Source organism: Nocardia sp. SYP-A9097 (assembly GCF_009649815.1).
Lineage (GTDB): Bacteria > Actinomycetota > Actinomycetes > Mycobacteriales > Mycobacteriaceae > Nocardia.
In genome coordinates this window covers 16,598-37,264 of the sequence record NZ_WJIC01000048.1, presented here as the reverse complement: position 1 = coordinate 37,264, position 20,667 = coordinate 16,598, and the positions used below count along the sequence as shown (strand labels likewise).

The window sequence follows — 20,667 nt, the reverse complement described above, 5'->3', positions numbered from 1 at the left end:
CCGGTCGCTGTGATGCGTGCACGCGCATCACCGCCGTCAACACCGACAGTCTCTGCACACAGTGCCGAGTCTGGATCGGTCTGGACGTGCCCGCCCCGCGCGAGCACGCCGCCTGACCTTCCAGCACTTCCGATCTCCGGTCCGCCGTGGTGTCCACTCCCGCGGCGGACCGGCCACCACCCCGCCCTCTTCCCGTCAACGCAGGAGCCACATCGTGTCCACCCTGTCCTTCATCGCGCGGACCACGATCCTCTACATCCTCGTATTCACGGCGTTCTACTGCGCCGCGTACGCCTTATTCCATGTCCTGCCCATCGATCTGAACCCTCCGATCCATGTCACCTGTCCCCCGAGCAGTCCTGTCGCTCGCGCGAGGTAACCCGCTGACCGCCTTCAGGTTCGATATCGGCAGGTAAGCAGCCCCCTTCTTACCTGCCGAACCCCACCATCTCTCACCCTCACCATCTCGCCCACCTCCCTGACAGCCCCCCACGCCTTCTCAATCCCACCTCCTCACCTATCTTTATTCTTCTCCCACACCCCAATCCCTCCTTTCTCCTATTAGCGCCAATCAGACCTCTTGCATAGCGGGACACAATTCTGTAACGACCAGCGAAAACAACAAAACTGGCAATTCTGTTACCAGTTGCGACTGTAGACATTAACTGCCACATGGGGTTTCGATGAGTATGTGACAGCGACGCTGCACAAAGTGTTGGCCGGCAACGGCTATCTGTATTACCTGCGGCAAGTTGCCGCGGATGATTCCACCGATCGAGGCCCGGGGACACTCGCAGACTATTACTCGGCGCGGGGTGAATCACCCGGCCGATGGCACGGCAACGGCCTCTTCGCGCTGGGTCTATCCGGCGGGGACCTCGTCACCGAAGCGCAGATGAAGAGCCTTTTCGGCGAAGGACGCCATCCCGACGCCGACATCATCGAGACCACGGTCATCGACCGCGAGATCGCCGCTGGCGCCAAACCCAAGGACGCGCTGCGCGCCGCGGACAAGGCCACCCAGCTGGGGCGTCCGTTTCGGGTGTACGAGGGCGGCAACGAGTTTCGGGACCGCTGTGGGTCGGCGTTCGCCGAACACAATGTCGCACAAGGGCTGCCCCGATCAACTGCCATCGAGGACGATGTCCGCGCCCGGATCCGCAGCCGTATCGCCACCACGATGTTCACCGACATGATCGGGCGAGCACCCCTGGACGCACGGGAGTTATCGGGATGGGTGGCCCGGAACTCCCGCCCACAATCGGCCGCGGTCGCCGGATTCGACATCACCTTCAGCCCGGTCAAAAGCGTGTCCGCGCTGTGGGCGATCGCCCCGAAAGCGGTCTCGGACAAGATATCCGCCGCGCACGACAAAGCAATCGACGACGCGGTCACCTGGCTGGAAGAGCATGCGATCTACTCGCGTCTGGGCGCGAACGGGGTGCGGCAGGTTGATGTCGAGGGGATCGTCGCCGCGCGGTTCGTACACCGCGAATCACGCTGCGGGGATCCCGATCTGCACACTCACATGTTGATCGCCAACCGGGTGCGCACACACGATGGCCGCTGGCTCACCCTCGACGCCGCGGTCATCTACCGGCTGATGGTGACAGTCAGCGAAATCTACAACACCCGCCTGGAACACCATCTCGAACACGACCTCGCTGTGTCGTTCGCTGAACGGTCGGGCACTGACCCTTCTAAGCGCCCGATCCGCGAAATCGACGGTGTGCCACTGGTGTTGATCGACTACTGGTCCCGTCGTGATGCCGCGATCACCACTCGCCTCGATACCCTTGCCGCCAAGTTCGAGCGTGAGGTCGGGCGGGAACCGATGCCGAAGGAGATGTTCGCGCTCGCCGAGCGCGCCACCCTCGAAACCCGGCCCGCCCGGCACCGATCGCGAGCGTGGGCCGAGCAACGCGCCGACTGGCGACGGCAAGCCGAAACGGTTCTCGGCTCACCCGAGCTGCTGTCGAAGACGGTGTCTACCATCCTGTCTCACAAGCCCGCACCGCGCCGCCTTCTCGCCTCCACCGAGATCGCGGATATCGGGCGTCGCATTGTGGCGACGGTGTCCGGGGAGCGGTCGAGCTGGCAGTGGCATCATGTCCGTGCCGAAGCCGAACGGCAACTGCGCGGACTCCTGAGCACAGATCAGTGGGCCACGACGATTGAAGTCGTTGTGGCCGAGGCACTCTCGCCTCAGCATGTTGTCTCGCGAGGCGATCCGGACCTCACCACCGAGCCCGTCCTCGGCGACACTCCCCCGATATATCAGCGCGCCGATCACACCAGCGTCTACACCAGCGCCGGCACCCAGACCTACACCACCGCGCACCGGCTCGGCACCACCAACCGGTCGATCGAGCTGTCACTGCGGCTCGGCGCCCACACCCTCACCGACCACGACATCGACACCGCGGTCCGTGCGTACCACGCCGACCCCACCAACACCGGACGTCGTCTCAACGCCGGACAGGTCTCGGTCATCACCGATTTCGCCCGATCACCGTGGTTCATCACCACCACCAACGCACCCGCTGGCGCCGGAAAGACCACCGCGATGCGCGTACTGGCCGACGCCTGGCGCGCTGACGGCGGCACCGTGCTCGGTTTGGCACCGACCGCCGCCGCGGCCGCCGTGCTCGGTGACGCGATCGGTGCCCGCACCGAAACCGCCGACAAACTCCTCGACGTCCTGCGTAGACACTCTCCCTCCACGGTGGGCTCGGCTGGTGATCGACCGTTTCCGCCGTCGCTGCCGCAATGGGTGCTCGAAATCGATACGCGCACACTGGTCATCGTCGACGAGCATGTACGCCTCGGCGACGACAAACGGCTGGCACTGTTCGAGTTTCTTCTCGACCGTCGGGCGGCGGTGCGCTGTCTCGGCGATGACCACCAACTACCCGCTATCGAAGCCGGAGGCTCGGCAGCGGACACCGCTGATGCCGCACGCGCGTCGACCTTGACTCAGGTCGTGCGCTTCGTCTCCACCATCGAAGCCTCGGCCAGTCTCGCACTGCGCGAGGGTGATCCGAGCACCCTCGGGTTCTACCTCGACCACCAGCGAGTGCGATCAGGATCGTCGGCCGCAGTACGCGAACAGGCCTATGCCGGATGGATCGCCGACCAACTCGCTGACCGTGACACCGTGATGCTCGCGGCCACCAACGACATCGTCTCCGGCCTCAACGAGCAAGCCCGCGCCGACCGAATCGCCCGCAGCGACACCACGGTCGGGAAGGAAGCCGACCTGGCGGACGGACTGCGCGCATCGGTCGGTGACATTATCAGCACCCGCCGCAACAACCCCAGACTGCGCCTGGGCCAACGAGACTGGGTACGCAACGGCTACCGATGGACCGTCACCGACGTTGAGCCCGATGGTTCTCTCACCGTCACCCATCTACGGTCCGGTCGACGCGCAGGCGAAACGACCGTGCTCCCTGCCGAATATGTACGCGAGCATGTCCGGCTCGGATATGCGATGACCATCGACTCCGCCCAAGGCATCACCGCCGACACCTGCCACGTCGTGCTCAACGGCGGCGAATCCCGCAACCAGCTCTACGTCGCCCTCACCCGCGGCGCCACCGCCAACCACGCCTACGTCACCACCGCGATCGACGGCAGCGAAGCCTCCTTCTGGACCGAACCCGGCCTGTTCCCCCGCACCGCTGTCGAAGTCCTGCAGCGAATCCTGGCCCGAGACAACACCAACCGCTCCGCGCACACCGAACTACGCGACGCACTCGACCCGCACCAGCGCCTCGGCCACGCGATCGATGCCTACCACGACGCACTCGCCCTCGCCGCCGAGGACGCACTCGGCGCAGAGAAGTTGACCGCTCTCGATGCTCGGGCCGAACAGCTGTGGTCGGGGCTTACCGACTCGCCCGCCTACCTGGCGTTACGGGAAGTCTTGTCTCTCATCACCTTGTCCGGCCGCGATCCCGGTGACGCACTCGCCACCGCGCTCGCCGCGCGGGAGCTGAGCACCGCCGCCGACGCTGCCGCCGTGCTGCACTGGCGACTCGACACCAGCCACGCCTATCCCCGCGAGACCCAGCCGCTGCCCTGGGTGAGGGCGCTGCCACAGAATCTGCCCGAGGGCCTTGTGTCCGAACATCTGCGCGCCCGCGCACGACTGATCACCCACCTCGCCGACCAAATCCGCGCCGACACCCGAAGCTGGACAGCCGCGACAGCGCCCGTTTGGGCAACACCGTTTCTCGGCAACGACCCACTCTTGGGTGAGCTCGCGGTCTGGCGGGCGGGCCGCCACACCGTCGACACCGACCTACGCCCCACGGGTCCAACAGGTTTCACCGTGCGTGAGCACGATCATCAGCGGCTGCTGGACGCGCGGGTCACCGACGTGCTCGGCGACCTCCACACCGCGATCAACATGTGGTCGCCCTTGGCGAAACGCCTCGACGCGCGCGTACTCGAGGACCCCTGGTGGCCCCAACTGGCCGACAAACTCGACGCCGCCGCCCGCACCGGACTCGACATCGACACACTGCTCACCCACGCCGCAACCGAACGACCCCTGCCCGACGAGATGCCCGCTGCCGCACTATGGTTCCGGCTCGGCCTGGACCCCTCGGCACTGCACACCACGACCGGCGCCACGCACCTACGGCCCGACTGGACCGACCACCTTCACCAGCTACTCGGCGATGCCCTCACAGACACCGTCCTCACCAGCCCCGCCTGGCCGCGACTGGTCGCCGCGGTCGACAACGGCACCGCCGAAGGCTGGGATCCACGCGAGCTACTCAACACCGCCCACGAACTGCTCACCGCAGCCCAACACGACGACCCAGGACCACGACCAGACCAATACACGACCGCACTCGCCTGGCGCATCGAAGCACTACTGCACCCCGGCACCGCATCCCCAACAACCGCCACTGAGCGCGGCGAAAACTCCAGCCTAGGACCAGATTCGGACAAACGCATGCCCCCTGACGACCACAACGACGAGCACTCGGACCTCAACGAACCGACCCCAGCGAACCATCGCGATACCGACGACGCGATCACACAAGACTTCCGCGCTGTCGCCGCACTGTTCCACGCCGGCCGGGTCAGCGAAGCCAAAGACACCCTCGCCGCTGCCTCCCAGGCGGCGAGCGAGGCCGAACTCGATATCCTTCACCGTGTAGCTGCCACGCTCTACCGGTACAGCTTCCCAGTCGCCGCCGCCCGATTACGGTGGGCGGCCCAACAGTTCCCTCAGCACCGAGCGCTCATCGAAGCGGCCACCCCCCGCACCGACCCGCACACCTACAACCCCGATATCGGGAGCAGACCATCCAGCACCGTGCACGCCGCCCGCGACCACGAACCTCGCATCGATGACACGCCGGCTCGCCCTCGGCGCACCGCAGACGAGATCGCCTCCGTCCAGGGAACTGCGGAATATCTTGATACGAGCGCAGAAATCGATGCCGCGCCCCACCATCTGCCCCTGCCGGAAGGCGTGCCCCACCGCTACTACAACCCGCGCCCATACGACCCGCGCCCGCGCCATCAGCCTTTGGACTACGACCTCGCCGCTATCCCCGACACCCGCGGATTCGACTGTGTGCACTGCGGTCTCGAACGAGCAGTCCTCGACGCCGCGCCACCGCCAGGCCGCCGCGGCGACGACGGCCTGTGCGGCGAATGCCGCGACAATAACGCCCCCTCAATCCCCGACCACGAACCGCACGAGCGTATTTCGGCGCGATGCGCACACATCGCTGTCCTCTACCCGACGCCCACAGCGTTGACGATGCTGCGCCGTGACTGGCGCAGCGCACCAAACTCCGATATCCGCGCGCAGATCGAAAGCTGGGTCACACAACACCTGACGGATCCCCCTGCATGCCCAGTCACCGCCATTGATCTCACCACGAATCCTCTCGGCCTGCTTGCCGACGACGAACTCGCTCAGCGCGTCGACAACATCACCCGCCGACTCGCGCTCGCCGATACCGAAGCCCTTCTCTACGGACCCGCCCAGCCGCAACCCGACACATCATCGAGCCCCAACAACGACTGGCTGATAGACGAATTGGACCAACTCCAGCACGAACAGCAGCGCCGCTCCCACCTCCCCACCGACGCGGCAAAGACCGAACAGCGTCTCCGGAAACCGGCCGCCAGCATCGAAGTCGAGATCCCCGCGACCGACATCGGCACCGAGATAGTCGAGCGTACAGATGCGACCGGCCCAGGAGCTGATTTGTGACACAGGACTGCGGCCGTACCGCATGGACTGCACCCGAGTGTCGTCCTAGCTAGTCGAAATCCCACTCGATGAGCTGAATTCCATAGCACCGCAGCAGATCCGAGATCCGCTGCTGCTGCTCCCACACCTCGGGGTCGTCGGGGTCGAGCCCAGCGTCGATCAGGGCTTGCCGATCGATGGAGTCATTCATGCCCTGTTCTGACGCGGCGAAGGCAGTGGCGGTTCCCCTCCGTGGCGGAGCTCGAACTCACAGCCGGGCGCGTCTCGGCGTGGCGGGTTGGATGTAGGTGGCCCCAACTACCCTGGGACTGGTCTTAATCCGCGCCCCGCCAGAGAACGGGATTCGCGAAATGCGCAGTCTGGAAGACAGATTCGCCGACAACATCGAGCGGTCGAAAAAAATCGATAGCCGCACCCCGCTCGACTGGTGAGGAATCCTTCGTGGACGGTCGAGGCGCAGCAATGGCGGAAGACGCCAGCGTTCAGCAACTTTGGGGAGTTGAGCGGTGGTGAGCCCGCTTGTTCGGAGAGAATTGGGTTCGTGATCGAACACGAAGCACGCGCGGTCTTCCACGCCTCGCTGCCGGGCAACCGGTCGGCGTTTCTGCTGGCTCATCTACTGCCCGGTGAGGTGCTGGTCGTGGAGACCTCGCAGGGGCGGCGGGAGCTGTCCGACGACGGCGATGGTCTGCCGTGCTGGATGAGCGTCTACGACGACGAGGACGGATTGAGGTTCTGCCGGTTCGGGACCGCGGCCAGACTGGTGGGCAATACTCCTGAGCGGCTGCGGGGTCCAGTCACGGCCGCCGTGCGTGACCTTCACGACGGTGGAGTGGCCATCATGCATCGGGAGCAGGCTCCTCATCATCGGAGCATGGAGTGGCGGCCGACGACACACCAGATGGTTGAGCTGTAGCTGATCGGCGGTGCCAACTGGCGGGCGTAAGTCTAGAAGAGGGTAGCTGCCCACTCTGCAGGCGGTGAACAGGCGGAATCTTTGTCGTGGGCTGGAGTTAGCGTGGTTGAGTAGAGAATTTTCTACCACCCAGGGAGGATTCGATGCGCGCCAACCCGCACAGCCCGGTCGACGTCGATCTGATCGCCGCGCAGCCCGTCGTGGGCGACCGTGTCACGATGGTCAAATATCGCGACCGGGCCGGGCGCCTGGTCGAAACACGCTGGTTTGACCAGGCCACTGGAGAGCCTGTCCAGCGGAGCATCGCCTACGGCATGTGAAATCCGAGCGGAATCAAGGCGGATTCAGCGCCCGGAGCACTGGAGAGCAACTCGACGCTTCCTGGTGTTGACAAGTGCAGGCGCATGAGGTGAACACGTCTGCCGTCCAGCTGGTTTCGAGGACTGGCGTGATTGTTGTGTTCGTAGTCGGCGCGGGCTTGGTCGCTGTCGGTTCGATGGGGGCCTCCGACACCGTGCACCACGTGCCTTCCCGAAATCGGTTCCACACGTGGTGATTCGGGGGCATGTTCACGAGCAGATCGCGGCGCGATCCAGGCGAACGTGTCGGTGGGTGAGGGGAGCCTTGCTGTGCAACGGATTCCGATCAGCTGGCACGGTGCGGGCCTGGCGGGAATTTCGGGCGCCCTCGGCGCCGGTATCGGCGTCCTGGTCTGCGCTGCGCCCTCACCGGTCGCCATGGCTATCTGGGCGGAACAGGCTGCCGCGCAGGGTCTTCCGAGATCGAACGCGCGGCCGCACCGGTCGATCGTCTCTATGTACACAAGCGTTCGTCAAGTGTGCGTAAGCGTTCGCCAAGGTCGGTCCGGTACTCGTGAGTGAACGCAACCACGCATGAACGCAGATCGCGATCGTAATCGTGTGTGCGGCGGCGACGGTTGCGGCATGCTCGGCAGGAACGCGACGGGGTGGGAGGGAAGATGCCGTTACGGGCGGGGTCGGTAGTGGCCGGGTTCGTCATCGAACGCGAGCTCGGTGCCGGCGGGATGGGGTCGGTGTATCTGGCCCGTCACCCGCGGCTCAAACGCACTGTGGCGCTGAAGGTTCTGCACGATAGTTTCACCGCCAACCAGGAGGCGCGGACCGCGTTCACCCGCGAGGCGAAACTGGCCTCGGGGTTGGATCACCCGAATATCGTGCAGGTCTTCGATTGCAGCGGCGCGGAGGAGAAGGACCTGTGGATCTCGATGCGTCATGTCGGGGGCGGTGACCTCGCGGGGATACTGGCCGGCTCACCTGGCGGTCTGGCGATCGAGCGGATCGTGCACCTGGTCACCGATGCCGCGCATGCCCTGGACTACGCCCACAGTCACGGGGTGCTGCACCGTGATGTGAAGCCCGCGAACCTACTCCTCGAGCACGATCCGCGCCATGGTGAGCGTGCGATGCTCACTGATTTCGGGATCGCGCGGGTGTTCGGGGCACCGTTGACCTTCCCCGAGATCGCCGGGAGCTTCGCGTACATGGCGCCGGAGCGATTCCTGCGTGCCGAGGGCATCGACCATCGCAGCGACATTTATTCCCTGGGCTGCACGTTGTTCCAACTCCTCACCGGGCGTACGCCATTCGATTTCGGAAGCCCCGAGGCGATGATGACCGCACATCTGCACAAGAACCCACCCTCGCCCCGCGAGTACCGCCAGGAACTGCCCCGTTACCTCGATGTGGTGATGGCGACCGTGCTGGCGAAGGATCCGGCCGCTCGCTATGGCTCGTGCGCGGATTTGATCGCGGAGCTGACTCGCGCACTCACCAACACCGAACACAACCCGGACGCCATCGCCAAAGATCGGCCGCGGGGGTCGTCCATGGCCCGGATATCCGGGCCATGGAGCCCGATAACCGCAGGTCGCCCGGTACCCCAGTCGGCGCCACATCGTCTGGACACGCCGATACCTTGGAGCGGCCAGCCTCGGGATTTTCGGGATTTCTGGGTCGACGTAGCGGGCGACCCGCTTCTGGGAAAGTCAAGACCTCACCTTTTTGTCGCCAGGAAGGATGAGCTCCTCAACAAGATCTACACGACCGGCGATGTTGGCCCGATGTCCGCGCTCGTGCACCTGTTGGCGCAGCAGGGAGAACTCGCCGAAGCGACAACCTGGTGCCTCCGCATCATCGCGAGCGAGGAACCGACAACAGGAGTCTTGGGTGCGTACCGGGACCGGTTCCAACGCCGTATTCGCCGAGATACGGTTCTTCTCGCCGCATACCACCTCGGGGTGCTGTACTGGTTCCGACGGGAACTCGATCCCGCCGAGCACTGGTACCGAATCGCCGCCAACGCCGGTGGCCGCATTGATCGCAGCCACCTCGGTGCTACGGCCATGTATGAACTCGCGCTGCTGCTGAGAGAGCGCGGTGACCTCTCCGGAGCCGAGCTGTGGTGCCGTAAGGCCGCCAAAATGAATGTGCCAGACGCACGCTATACGTTGGGTGAGCTGCTGATTGAGCAGGGGAAGCTCGACGAAGCCGAGCAGTGGTACCGCCACATCGTTAAGAAAGACAGAAGCTCCGGAGGGGTGCATTCGCTGGTGGAGTTGTTGGTCCAGCGAGGAAAGCTTGACGAAGCCGAGCACTGGTGCCGAATCGCCGCCAACGACGGGGACCACACCGCTATGGAAGACCTCGCGGGCCTGTCCGCCGCGCAGGGGAAAGAGTTCGAAGCCGAACTATGGCACTATCGCGCCACCACTTTTTGGTTGCCTGAGCAGCTGTCCAAATCCGATAGCTGAAGCGGTCAAAGCTCTTGGTGTGCAGCGGGCTCCGGTTGTTGTTCGGCACGTAGCCGGTCGGCCAGGGCGCAGGCCTCGGCGGCTTGCACGCGCGCTTCCGGCCGGCACTCTTCGCTCGCGATCCGTTCCAGCAGTGCGGCTTTGCGTTCTATCAGGCGCAGGTGTTCGACGGGGTCGATGGGGGGGTGGTCGGGTCGCGGTACAGGGTGCGTTAGCCCGGCCAGGACGGGGATACTCGCCTCTGTCAGATTCCTGGATTCGAGTGCAGGGGTGGAGGTCTGGTGATCACGCGTGACGGCAGGGGTGTGTTCGAGGCATGGTTGGCCGATGGCCGGTTCGTGCGGGGCTGGTCGCCCACGGTCGCGGAGATGGCGGTGATCTTGCGCCGCTACGGCGTCGCCGAATCCGAGCTGGTCGGCCCAGAGGTCTCGACGGTGACCGTTGCCGAGCCTGAGCGGTTGCGGTGGGGCCGACTCGACGACGGCGAGTTTGAGGTGTGGGAGGAGCGCCTGCGTGCAGCAGCGGACGGCCCAGAGCTGACGCGGCTGCGAGAGGCGTTGTTGCAGTTGCGGTCTCGAATTCCGGCCGATCCGGTGCAACGGCGGGCGTGGCTGGCCGAATGCCTTGCCCCGGTGAACGCGGCGGCTCCACAGGTGGGGCAGGTAGCGGCGTTTCACGGGGCCGGCGTGCGCAATTGTGGGCGTGCCCGGGAGGCCGAGGCGCGGTCGGAGTGCCTGCAGTGGGTGGATCCGGTGGCGGTGATCTCGACCCTGGATCGGACCTGGGGTGTGTTCGATCGGATGGAGAAGCGTCGGCGATCGTTGGATGGCTTCTGCGAGACGCTTTTGGCCGCGGATTCCGAGGAGGAGTTCGAGCAGTGGGTCGAGGGGTTCGCGATGGGCTGGACGCTGCAGCTGGTGGAGCTGACGAGGGTCGAGGGTCCGGCCGGTCCGGTGTACATGTGCCGGGCTGATGGGACGCATCGGGCGCATTTCGCGCGGGTGTTCGGGTTGCCGTTGATGGCGTTGGTGAAGACCTGCCCGCTGCCGCGGGAGCTGATTATGGTCGATCATCCCGATCGCCCGGCCGAGGGCGTGCTGGGGGAGGGATTCGCGCGGTACGGGTCACTGTGGGCGGGGCTGCGCGAGCGCGGGCTGCTCGAGGTGGCCGGCGATCCAGAGTTCACGTGGCTGGCGTCCTGGCTGCCGACCCGGCTGGTCGGGGAGTGGATGCTGTTCGCGCCCGCCGATGCGGTCGAGGCCAATCGCGCCTATGACCGCGTCTATCCCGGCGCGCTGCAGGCGGCGACGGGCCTGGGAGACGAGTTGTTCGATGCGCAGGCGTGGGCGGATCTGCTGATCGGTGACCGTGTCCCGCTATCGTGGAGGATCTCGCCACCACCGGGCCGGAAGCCTGGATCGGGTCTGGCGATGACACCCGGCAGACCGACGCTGACGTTCGGTTCGCGCCTGCGACGGTGGGTCGGCAAGGCGGTGGGCTGAGCCCACAGTGGCGGCCGCTGAATAGACCCCTGTGGGGCGACCGGCTGTGCCAAGTGCGCGACTTCCCGTGCCACTAGCGCTATTTCGAGTTGGCACGGGATCATCGGGAACCATGACACTCGGTGGTGGACCGGTGCGAGATCCACGGGCAGTGCGGGACGGATCGCCGGTCTGCTGCAAGCGATGTGGTGGGGCAGGCCGTGACGGAACCTCCAGAAACTGCACCCCTTGGTCGGACGGTTCACCGCGGACTGCCCGCAGACGCACCACCCGTGCGACCACTTTCGCCCTCAGCGCCTCGTGGTCGGGGGCGGCGGTGAGCCTCGGCTCAGCGGGGTGAATTTCGTTTTGTTCCAACGGATTTACGCCAGATGCCATGGCAGATCAGCAGATCCTGGGTTCGCCTCTGCGCCGTTCTCTTTGGGCCTTGGACCTGTATAGGGTTGTTACATCTGCTGATCTGTGCGCTAGTTCTGCATTGGTTCTCTGCGGGTGTAGCTGGAGATCAGTTCTGGCGAAGCTCGCTAGTGGTGACGCGGACAAGGGATCCGGTGGCCGACAGCCGCACAATGACCTGCGCTCAGGGCTGAAGACGGCCAGGTTGAATAGAATCCACGGCTTGCCGGGAACCCCGATGTGCGGGCGACTTCTTCGCCAGAATAGAACGGTGGCAGGGCAGAAACGGCAGGCGGGCGCGATCACCCAATCGGGCCGTAGGTCGTTCAGGATTGCCAAGACTTCTTTGCGGCGTGCAGCGTCGAATGGGTTGTTCTGGTCGATCGCCGTGGCTCTTGTCTTCGGGGTCGCGCTTGCGGTGACCGCTCAATGGGTGCTGCGACGGTTCATCGCCACCAGCGGTGCGGTCGCGGCACCCCTCGATATCACCAAGTTGTCGCTGACCGTGGTCGCCGGCGTCGGTGGTGTCGTCGCTCTGGTAGTCGCCTACCGTCGCCAGCGTGATCTTGAGCAGGGCCGGTTTGTGGAGCGTTTCGGTGCAGCAGCCGGCCAGCTTGGCGCGACTGATGTCGCAGTCCGTATCGCAGGGGTGTACGCGATGGCCGGCGTCGCCGACGAATCCAGCGGGCTACGACGCCAACAGTGCATCGACGTCCTGTGTGGCTACCTCCGCCTGCCCTACCTGCCCGAACTCGGCCGCAATCACCAAAGCAAGCTCGTAATAAAACAGCACCGTGCGACAGCTGACGGCACCAGCGCCGATGACCAGGAACGCCATCTTGAGTACCGCCACAACGATCGCGAAGTCCGCGCTACCATCATCCGCGTCATCACCGACCACTTGCGCTTTGAAGCCGAATACAGCTGGTCTATAAACGCATTCGACTTCCGTGCCGCCTACCTGGAAGAAGCTGACTTCAGCGAAACGACGTTCTCGGGCACTACCCGGTTTGACGGAGCGACATTCCCTGGCAACGCAGGTTTCGACGGCGCGAGGTTCTCGGGCTCCACCCGGTTCGACGGAGCGACATTCTCCGGCAACGCAGGTTTCGACGGCGCGAACTTCTTCCGCACGGCGAAGTTCGGCAACGCAACGTTTGTCGGCCCGACGAACTTCGGTAAGGCGACGTTCTACGGCACCGCGAACTTCGACAACTCGACGTTCTCCGGCGACGCGAGGTTCTTTGCCGTGACATTCTCCGGCGCTGGTCGGTTCAATTCCGCGAAGTTCTCGGGCACTGCCAACTTTGACGGTGCGACGTTCTCCGGCAACGCGACGTTCTCCGGCGTGACGTTCGACGGCGACGTTAACTTTGGGCGCGTGACGATCTCGAAGATTGCGGGATTCGGCGAAGCGCGATTCTCAGGCACTGCGGACTTCCGCAACGCGACGTTTTCCGGTTCTACGAACTTCGGCTCCGCCACGTTCAGTGGCCCTGCAGACTTCCGCACGGCCACGTTCGCCCGCCCCGCGGGGTTTGACCGCGCGAAGTTCTCCGAGACTGGGAGCTTCGTTCGCACGGCGTTCTATGAAGGCGCCAAGTTCCAGGGAGCGGATTTTGGCGCCAAGGCCATCTCGTTTGCCCAGCCACTGCTGTGGGGGCCGCCCGCCCCGATGTTCGACTGGGACCAGGACATCGGTCAGAAGCCAGTCAATGTCGAACCGCAGGCTTGGCCACCTCAGCCAATTCGGTCAGCTCGATGAGCTGGCACGGTGTGTGCCGGTCACACCCAAGCAGCTGCCGATCTTTCATCCCAGAACTCAATCCACATTCACGTGCACGACACCTGTCGTGATTTGCTGTAGTCGCCGCGAAAAGCCACTGAGCGGCGCAAACTCTGGCCGAATCAGTTCGAGCCCGCGGTAACACCCAAGAGAAGTGCGTCTTGCACCTGCGGATCATCTGGATCGACACCCTCATCGAGAAGCGCCTGACGCTCATCCTCATCGAACTCCACACAAGTTTGGACGGCGGACTGCTGTCCGCGGTTCCATGAAAAAGGCTGGACGCCTTGACTCTGTAGGTGGCCGGTTCGGTCAGCGCGGTATGCGGAAATTGAATCGCCCCGGGTTCGATGCACACCGGTTTATCTGTTCCCAGCCGGTTGCTCGGCGTGGACTGAATAGTAGTCAGCTTCGTACTCGAACGGTGGTGTGCGGCCGAGCCGGTGCATGAGGCGAGAGCCGTTGAACCAGCTCACCCAGTCCGCGGTGACGAGTTCGACGTCGGCCAACCGGTGCAGTGGGCCTCGCCGGAACGGTGAGTCGTCACGGATCGCTTCGGTCTTGTAGAGCCCAATTGTGGTCTCCGCCAACGCATTGTCGTAAGCATCACCGACCGAGCCGATCGACGGGACCATGCCCGAGAGCAGCAGTGTCTCCCCGAGCCGTAGTGACGCATATTGCGACCCGGCATCGCTGTGATGAATTGTGTTGCCCGACAACGGATGTCCCTCCCGTCGACGCAGAGCGGCGGCTTGCCGGATCGCGGAGTTCACGAACGCGGCCGCCTTGCTCGTCGAGCATTCCCAGCCCAGAATCCGCCCGGCATAGGCGTCGACCACGAACGCGATGTAGACGAACGTGCCCATCACCAATCTGACGTAGGTGAAATCGGCAACGAGCAGCATGTTCGGCGCCGGGACCCGGAACTGCCGATCGACCAGGTCCGGTGCGCGCGAAGCGGCCGGGTCCGGCTGCGTGGTGCGGATCTTCTTGCGCCGCACCACACCTTTCCACCCGTTGTCGCGCATCAGCCGCTCGATGGTGCATCTGGCGACCGGAATTCGTTGCCGCTGCAGGTGCGCCCACATCTTCTCCGCCCCGTACAACGATTCCGGTGCTCGCCGGCCGTCGGCGCCGGCCTCGAAGATCCCGGCGAGGATCTCGGTGACCGTGGTGTCCCACAACGAGCGTTTCGACGGGGCTCGTTTGGCCCAGGCGTGGAAGGTTCTCGGGGCGATCTTGCACCCGTGCGCGGTCAGCGCACGGCAGATCGGAGCGACCCCGAACCGAGCCCGATGCTCGGCGATGAACGCGCAGATTACCGGTGTCGCGGGTCGCTCTCCCGCGCGAAGAAACTCGTTGCGGCCTTGAGGATTTCGATGGTCTGTTCCAGCTCGGCGATCTTGCGGTCCCGCTCCCGGATCGCCCGCGCGGCATCGGTCGACACGCCCTCGATCTGCCCGGTGTCGACCGCGGCTTGGCGGATCCATTTGCGCAGGGTCTCGGCGGTCATTCCCAGCCGGGCCGAGACCGCGGTGATCGCAGCCCACTCGCTGTCGTAGTCCTCACGGTGGTCCGCGACCAGCCGGATCGCCTTGGCCTTGGTCGCTTCGTCGTACTTCGCAGGCATGATCTGCCCATCCTTCCCAAGAAAGAAGGTGAGCACCAAACCCGGGGCGATTCAGTGTGCCTGGCAGCCGCTGTCGCGCTCGTCTGCGGATTAGTTGCAGCGATCGTTCAGATGGTGGGGCACGCAAGATTTCAGGACGTCATCGCCGCTGCGGCCTCCACTTCTCTCACAACGATGGTGGTGGAAGTGGCGATCATCGCGTTGTTCATCTCACTGCGGCAATAGTGTCAGGCTCGACAACGGCTTCTCTGATCGGGCCTGATCTCAGGATCAATCTCCGCCGGGATCCGATCCTGACACCAGTCTCTTACTAGCCGCATGCCGCGCGCTCACCGAACCGGCCAGCGCGAGATGGGCAAAGCTGTCTACTGGTCGTTTCAGGCCGCTGACGCCAGGCGGCATCTGGCCGCATCAGTCGTCCCACGGGCTTCTGAACCCTGCTGCGTGCATGTCTCGCTTTGCCTCTGCGATGTAGTCATCGGTTTGACGCTTGAGAAGGTCCAAGTAGCTCTCAGTGTCACGCTGCGCGTCATCCTTCGTGTAGGCACCGAGGTTGAGGTGCGCACGGAAGAGTTCGATGAAGGCATCTTGCTCTTCTGCGGCGGCCTTGAGCGCTGCGGCTGTTGCGAAGGGGTTCGTCGTTGCCCGAGTCAGTGCCTGAAGTGACTGATAGAGGCGGGTGGCTGCACTCAAGATAGGTGCAGGTGCCTCCATCTTTACGGGGATGTAAGCGCTTCCAACCTTCTTCAGCTCTTCCATCTGGGTTTCGGCGAGCGTGATCTTCTCAAGCGACTTCGGATCGAACTTGCTGGGGTCTTGAGCAGCATCGCGGAGGACGTTGAAGAGCCCTTTGACATCGATCGCGCCGGTGATCACTGCCTCACACTGGGCGATGTACTCCGTGCATACTTTCCGTAGGCGCTCTTCAGATTCCTTCCGATCCTCGCGGCCCTCAGTCCGCGTGGCGGCATCGAGGTCGTTCGCCACCTTCCGCTCGTCGCTGATCTTGTTGTTGAAGTAGTTGCCGACTGCGGTGACTCCTGCACCAAGACAGGTTCCGAGTCCCATCCCCCACCAAAATGTGCCTTGTGTCATGAAATCTGAGATCGCGCTCATAGGCGCGCAGCCTACTGACTGACACAGACATCGTTGCGACGGCAATCCATGCAGAGTGTGCTCTCAATTCAGCTGGCTAGGCGAAGAACATCGTTCCGCAGCGAACATCCTCTTCTGTCTGTGGTCCCAGATGAGGTGTTGCGATGACCGCCTGAGGCGACAGTGTTGCGACGACCGCGTGAACCCAAGTCATCTCAGCTCTGGTAGCGCGCCGTGATGCTATTCGCAGGTGTCAGTGCTGCCGCCAGACCTTCGCCGAGGAGTCAGTCGACCGGGAACCGAATCTAGGGCACGAGCTCCTTGGCGGTGTTGATCCGGTTCGCGCGTGCGAGCAGGGCTGAGTTGTCCTTCGCATAAAGGACCCCGAGCGCGACTTCGACCATTTCGGCGATATCCAGTGCAGCTGCGGCGGTTAGCTCGGTGTTCTCGTGCGCGCTGGTATTGCCGACCCACTTGGCTGCCAGCAGCAGCGTTCCGGCTTCCGGGTGCAACGGGGTGAAGGCCAGCAGCCGTTTGTGAAGGGAGTTGCGGTTTCCGTCCGAGGAGTGCGTAGGGATGCCGTGTTCGTCCATGAGGCGCTCGACCGCCGATCGCAGCGCAGCCACGAAAGCGAGGGGATCGAGCCAGACCAGCGCGGACGCCCGGTCGACGGCGACGCGGACGGATTCGGGCACGTCCTCGGTCAGCTCCAGCACCGGGATCGGCGGAAAGATCGTGCGCACCTTCAGTACTGGCCATACATGCAGGAAGTTGGTTGAGTCGTCGTGCCAGTATTCGGTGTCGTCGTATTTTCCGGTAAGCAGGACCCACGACGCACACAGCGCTCGACCGCACACGAGCCTAAGCACGAAACTGCCGGCGAGGTCGACCGGGTTGTCGTCGTGGTCCTTCTGGCCGGTCTGGTGCTCCCAATCGAACTGATCCACCGCGAGGCCGCCTTCCCCGCACACCGGGCAGCCCAAGTGTGGCCAGTCACCCTCGCGGAACGGGTTGGCCAGCTTGCGAATGTTGTTCTGCATGGTGCATAGCATTCACGACGGCCCTGCATCGTTCAGTACGATCGATCATCGCCGGATATCGCTGCAGGGCACAGTGGGTTTCCATCGGGCGTGGTTGCGGTTGTGGGCGAGCCGGTTTCAGCCGTGATGGCTGTACTCAGCGGCTCATCGCGTCGGGCTGTGCCGGGATCGAGCGCACGTAACCCTCACGGTTCATGGGAAGTTGATCGAGGTTAGTTGGGGTTAGGGTTCCGACTCGACAGGGCTTCGGGCGTGGTGCTGGTGACCGATAATGATGGAGGGCGATCGAGCCGGATTGGCGCACCGGAGGCGGTGTGAGGATCCCACGGCGGAAGTTGACGGCGGGAAGGCATGCGCAAACGGATTGGTGTTGTAGAGGATCACCCGGTCGCCATCGCAGGATTGCGCCAAATCCTCGGTGAGCTGTCTGACGTCGAGATCGTCGCGGCGGCTGCCACTGTGGCTGAACTGCTAGGCGCCGCAGACAATCTCGACCTCGTGGTGCTGGACCTGCGGTTGGCGGATGGGTCCTTGCCGAAAAACAATATCGAGCGCCTCCGCGTGGTCGGGATCGATACGTTGGTACTGACCTCCGGTGACGAGCCCTTCCTCGTTCGCATGGCAGCGAAATCCGGCGTGCTGGGGGTGATTCGGAAATCGGAAAGTGACGATGTAGTAGCCGGGGCGATCGTGGACGCCGCACACGGTCGGTTGGTGCCGACCATGGATTGGGCGGCGGCCATCGATTCCGACGACGAGTTTTCCTACGCGGTCGGACTGAGTCCACGTCAGCGACAGGTGCTCGGGTTGTATGCGTCAGGCGAGTCCGCTGCCCGGGTAGCCGAACTGACGCATCTGTCAGAGGACACGGTCACCGCCTACCTCGGCAGGATCCGTCAGAAGTACGCCGAGGCCGGCAGACCGGCGCGTACCAAGATCGAGCTGTTCAAACGGGCGCTGGAGGACGGGTGGTTGCCGATACCGAGACGGCGGAAATAGCCGCCGTGGTGGGGGCGGAATTCGAGGGCGACAGCGCTTACTCGCGGATCGTCAGGTTGCTCGCCAGACTTGTCGCGGTCGGCTACGTCGTCTATTTGGCGCTGCTGGCACCGAGGATGGTCGAGCAGTCCACAGCCACTGCGGCGTGGTGGATGTTCGGGTCGGTGCTGCTGGTCTTTGTCCCGCCGATCATGCTGGGGGGCTTGACGTTTCGAGGTCGGGATCGGATGGTTCGACGCCTGGCGACGATCACCGCCGTGGGCTACGTCGTCGCGGTGATGGCGTGGCCGCTCGCGTGGAACGGGACCGTGCTCGCGACGTATACCTGGATCTCGGCTATCCCCGGTCTGGCCGGGATCGCCGCGGCGATTGCGTGGCGTCCACAGTGGGCTTTTGCAGTGGTGATTGCCGCCGTTGTGCCCGTTCAATTGATCAATCAGCGCTGCTGTGCGCCGGATTACCCGGGGTCGTTCGTGCCGAATCTGCTGTTCGCACTGAGCTTCTGCGTGATGTTCTCGGCGGCGGCGGTGATGGCGATCCGTACCGGGCAGTTGCGGGATCGAACCCGGGCGAGCGCCTACGCGGCGGCCGCGGCGGCGGCAGCGGAACAAGCTCGTCACGTGCAACGCGCTCGGTATAACGGGCTGCTGCACGACTGGGTGATGGCCTCGCTGCTGGCAGTCGGCCGACGTATCGACCGCGACGAGGTTCGTCGGCAGGCTCGGATGACCTTGTCCAAGCTGGCCGAACTGCAACAGCCCGAGATGGACTTCTGTGACGGCCGGGAAGTCGGTGCTCATCTGCGGAGCGCAGTGGCGGCGGTCGATGCTCGGGTTGCGGTGGATGTCCACGCTACCGGGGTCGACGATGTGATTTTTCCCGCCGAACCGGTGCGTGTCTTCGGTGCTGCGGTCTCGGAAGCTGTGCGCAACAGCATCCAGCACGCGGGTGCGCACGCGTCGCGGAGTGTGACTGTCGTTGTCGGCGTGGGCCGTCTCGACGTGGAGGTTGTCGACGACGGCGTCGGATTCGACACGAGCAAAGTTGCTCCGCATCGGTTGGGTATCGCCGTCAGCGTCGTCGGCCGTGTCCGGCAACTGTCCGGCGGCGGTGTCGAGGTGTCCTCGTCTCCGGGTGCCGGCACGAGAATCTCTATGCGTTGGCAGGATGATTCGTGACCGGGCCAACGGCACAGGAGTTCGACATCCGGGCGTTGCTGGGGATGAACAGGCGCGCGGCGTGGGTGGTGGTCGTCGTCTATCTCGGATCACTCGCCCTGCTCGCTGCGTCGTCGTGGCGAGATGTGCACCAGCACTGGGTGATTGCGCTGGCTCTGATCACACATGCCGGAGTGTGTGTGGCGCTGATGCGGGTTGCCGGTGATCCGTTGCCGATCCCGGTGACAGTGAGCGCCACCGTCGCTATCCCGGCGACGGCGGCGATGGTGCTGTTGGTGCTCCCCGCCGATATCGCGCCCGCTCAGCTGTGGCCGCTGGGTGCGGGGGCGGTGACGGCGGTCTATCTGTGCGTGCGCGGCCGGACCGCCGCGGCGTGGACCGGCATGGTGGCCATGCTGAGCACGGCGGTGACTTGGTCGCTGTGGGTCGGCCACGGTGCCGCGCCCGGGATCGCGCTCGCGGTAGGCAATGCGGGCCCGCTGCTGATGGCGACGTTCTTCGCCCGTACCATCCGACCTGCAGTGCGCGAGATCTCTGACCTGCACCAGGAATCGGAACGTCGTGCCGCGCAGCGGGCATCGGCTGCCGCCGGATCCGAAGAACGGGTGCGGCAGCTGCACAATCTGGACCGGCTGGTTCGACCAGTGCTCGATCGGATTGCTGGACCCGACCGGCTCGACACCACCTTCGAGGTGCAGTGCCGACTGCTGGAGGCGCGATTGCGTGACTCGGTACGGGCTCCGGCACTGTGTGGCGGTGGGGTCATCGAGGCTGCCCGCGCCGCCCGCATACGAGGGGTCGAGGTCATCCTCGTAGACGACCACGGGCTCGACGCGGCCGCCGCCGACATCCGTGGATGCCTTCTCGCGGCGGTCACCGACGTCCTGGAAGGCGCCAGCGCGGGCACAGTGGCCGTTCGTGTCCTGCCGCCGCATCGCCACCTGCTGGCAACGATCGTCGTCGATGACCCCGCCACAGGAGCCCGACGCCTCGAGTTCGATCATCAAGCAGCCGTGATCGCGTCGCCGTTCACCACGGAGCCATGACCCGCAGTCGTTACCACAGCGAACCGTGACACCCCTTTTGC

Annotated in this window: 13 protein-coding genes; 9 read left to right on the top strand and 4 right to left on the bottom strand. The window is 64.5% G+C overall.

Features of this window, described 5'->3' with window-relative positions; genetic code table 11:
- Positions 1–691 precede the first annotated feature (691 nt).
- A complete protein-coding gene (gene mobF / locus GFY24_RS43245; RefSeq protein WP_153810150.1) occupies positions 692–6,247 on the top strand; it encodes a MobF family relaxase in 5,556 nt (1,851 codons plus the stop codon).
- Between the two features lie 49 nt (positions 6,248–6,296).
- On the opposite strand, the gene GFY24_RS38985 is transcribed toward mobF, so the two are convergent.
- Entirely contained in the window at positions 6,297–6,437 is a 141-nt protein-coding gene (locus GFY24_RS38985) for a hypothetical protein (RefSeq protein ID WP_153810149.1), read from the bottom strand.
- A 351-nt stretch (positions 6,438–6,788) separates the two neighbouring features.
- Between GFY24_RS38985 and GFY24_RS38980 the strand changes: the two genes are divergently transcribed.
- From GFY24_RS38980 to GFY24_RS38960, 5 genes are all read left to right on the top strand, one after another.
- Positions 6,789–7,163, top strand: a complete 375-nt coding sequence (locus GFY24_RS38980; RefSeq protein WP_153810148.1) for a hypothetical protein — start codon at positions 6,789–6,791, stop codon at positions 7,161–7,163.
- Positions 7,164–7,306: 143 nt separating this feature from the next.
- Positions 7,307–7,483: a hypothetical protein gene (locus GFY24_RS38975; RefSeq protein ID WP_153810147.1), complete on the top strand. Its 177-nt coding sequence runs from the start codon at positions 7,307–7,309 to the stop codon at positions 7,481–7,483.
- Positions 7,484–8,166: 683 nt separating this feature from the next.
- Entirely contained in the window at positions 8,167–9,954 is a 1,788-nt protein-coding gene (locus tag GFY24_RS38970) for a serine/threonine-protein kinase (protein WP_194853197.1), read from the top strand.
- Positions 9,955–10,235: 281 nt separating this feature from the next.
- Positions 10,236–11,456, top strand: a complete 1,221-nt coding sequence (locus tag GFY24_RS38965) for a hypothetical protein (RefSeq protein ID WP_153810145.1) — start codon at positions 10,236–10,238, stop codon at positions 11,454–11,456.
- Positions 11,457–12,123: 667 nt separating this feature from the next.
- Positions 12,124–13,617, top strand: coding sequence for a pentapeptide repeat-containing protein (locus GFY24_RS38960; RefSeq protein WP_194853196.1), 1,494 nt, complete (start codon positions 12,124–12,126; stop codon positions 13,615–13,617).
- Positions 13,618–14,000: 383 nt separating this feature from the next.
- Here GFY24_RS38960 and GFY24_RS38955 read toward each other — a convergent pair.
- The 3 genes from GFY24_RS38955 to GFY24_RS38945 form a co-directional block, all read right to left on the bottom strand.
- A protein-coding gene (locus GFY24_RS38955) for an IS3 family transposase (protein ID WP_153810143.1) occupies positions 14,001–15,268 on the bottom strand; the annotation gives its coding sequence in 2 pieces (ribosomal slippage) (positions 14,001–14,995 and positions 14,995–15,268; 1,269 coding nt in all).
- A gap of 411 nt (positions 15,269–15,679) precedes the next feature.
- Positions 15,680–16,384 carry a hypothetical protein gene (locus GFY24_RS38950; protein WP_153810142.1) on the bottom strand — a complete coding sequence of 235 codons (705 nt, stop codon included), beginning with the start codon at positions 16,382–16,384 and terminating at the stop codon, positions 15,680–15,682.
- 284 nt (positions 16,385–16,668) lie between these two features.
- Positions 16,669–17,403, bottom strand: coding sequence for a DUF4145 domain-containing protein (locus GFY24_RS38945; RefSeq protein WP_194853195.1), 735 nt, complete (start codon positions 17,401–17,403; stop codon positions 16,669–16,671).
- Between the two features lie 351 nt (positions 17,404–17,754).
- Between GFY24_RS38945 and GFY24_RS38940 the strand changes: the two genes are divergently transcribed.
- The 3 genes from GFY24_RS38940 to GFY24_RS38930 are packed head-to-tail and all read left to right on the top strand — an operon-like array spanning position 17,755 to position 20,626.
- On the top strand, positions 17,755–18,402 hold the full coding sequence (locus tag GFY24_RS38940) for a response regulator transcription factor (protein ID WP_153810140.1): 648 nt from the start codon (positions 17,755–17,757) through the stop codon (positions 18,400–18,402).
- The gene (locus GFY24_RS38935) at positions 18,372–19,580 is read left to right on the top strand and encodes a sensor histidine kinase (RefSeq protein ID WP_153810139.1); all 1,209 of its coding nucleotides are present in this window, start codon (positions 18,372–18,374) and stop codon (positions 19,578–19,580) included. Before GFY24_RS38940 ends, GFY24_RS38935 begins: the two co-directional genes overlap by 31 nt.
- Positions 19,577–20,626 (top strand): hypothetical protein, encoded by a 1,050-nt coding sequence (locus GFY24_RS38930; protein WP_153810138.1) that lies wholly within the window; start codon positions 19,577–19,579, stop codon positions 20,624–20,626. The genes GFY24_RS38935 and GFY24_RS38930 overlap by 4 nt, the downstream gene beginning before the upstream one ends.
- Positions 20,627–20,667 lie beyond the last annotated feature (41 nt).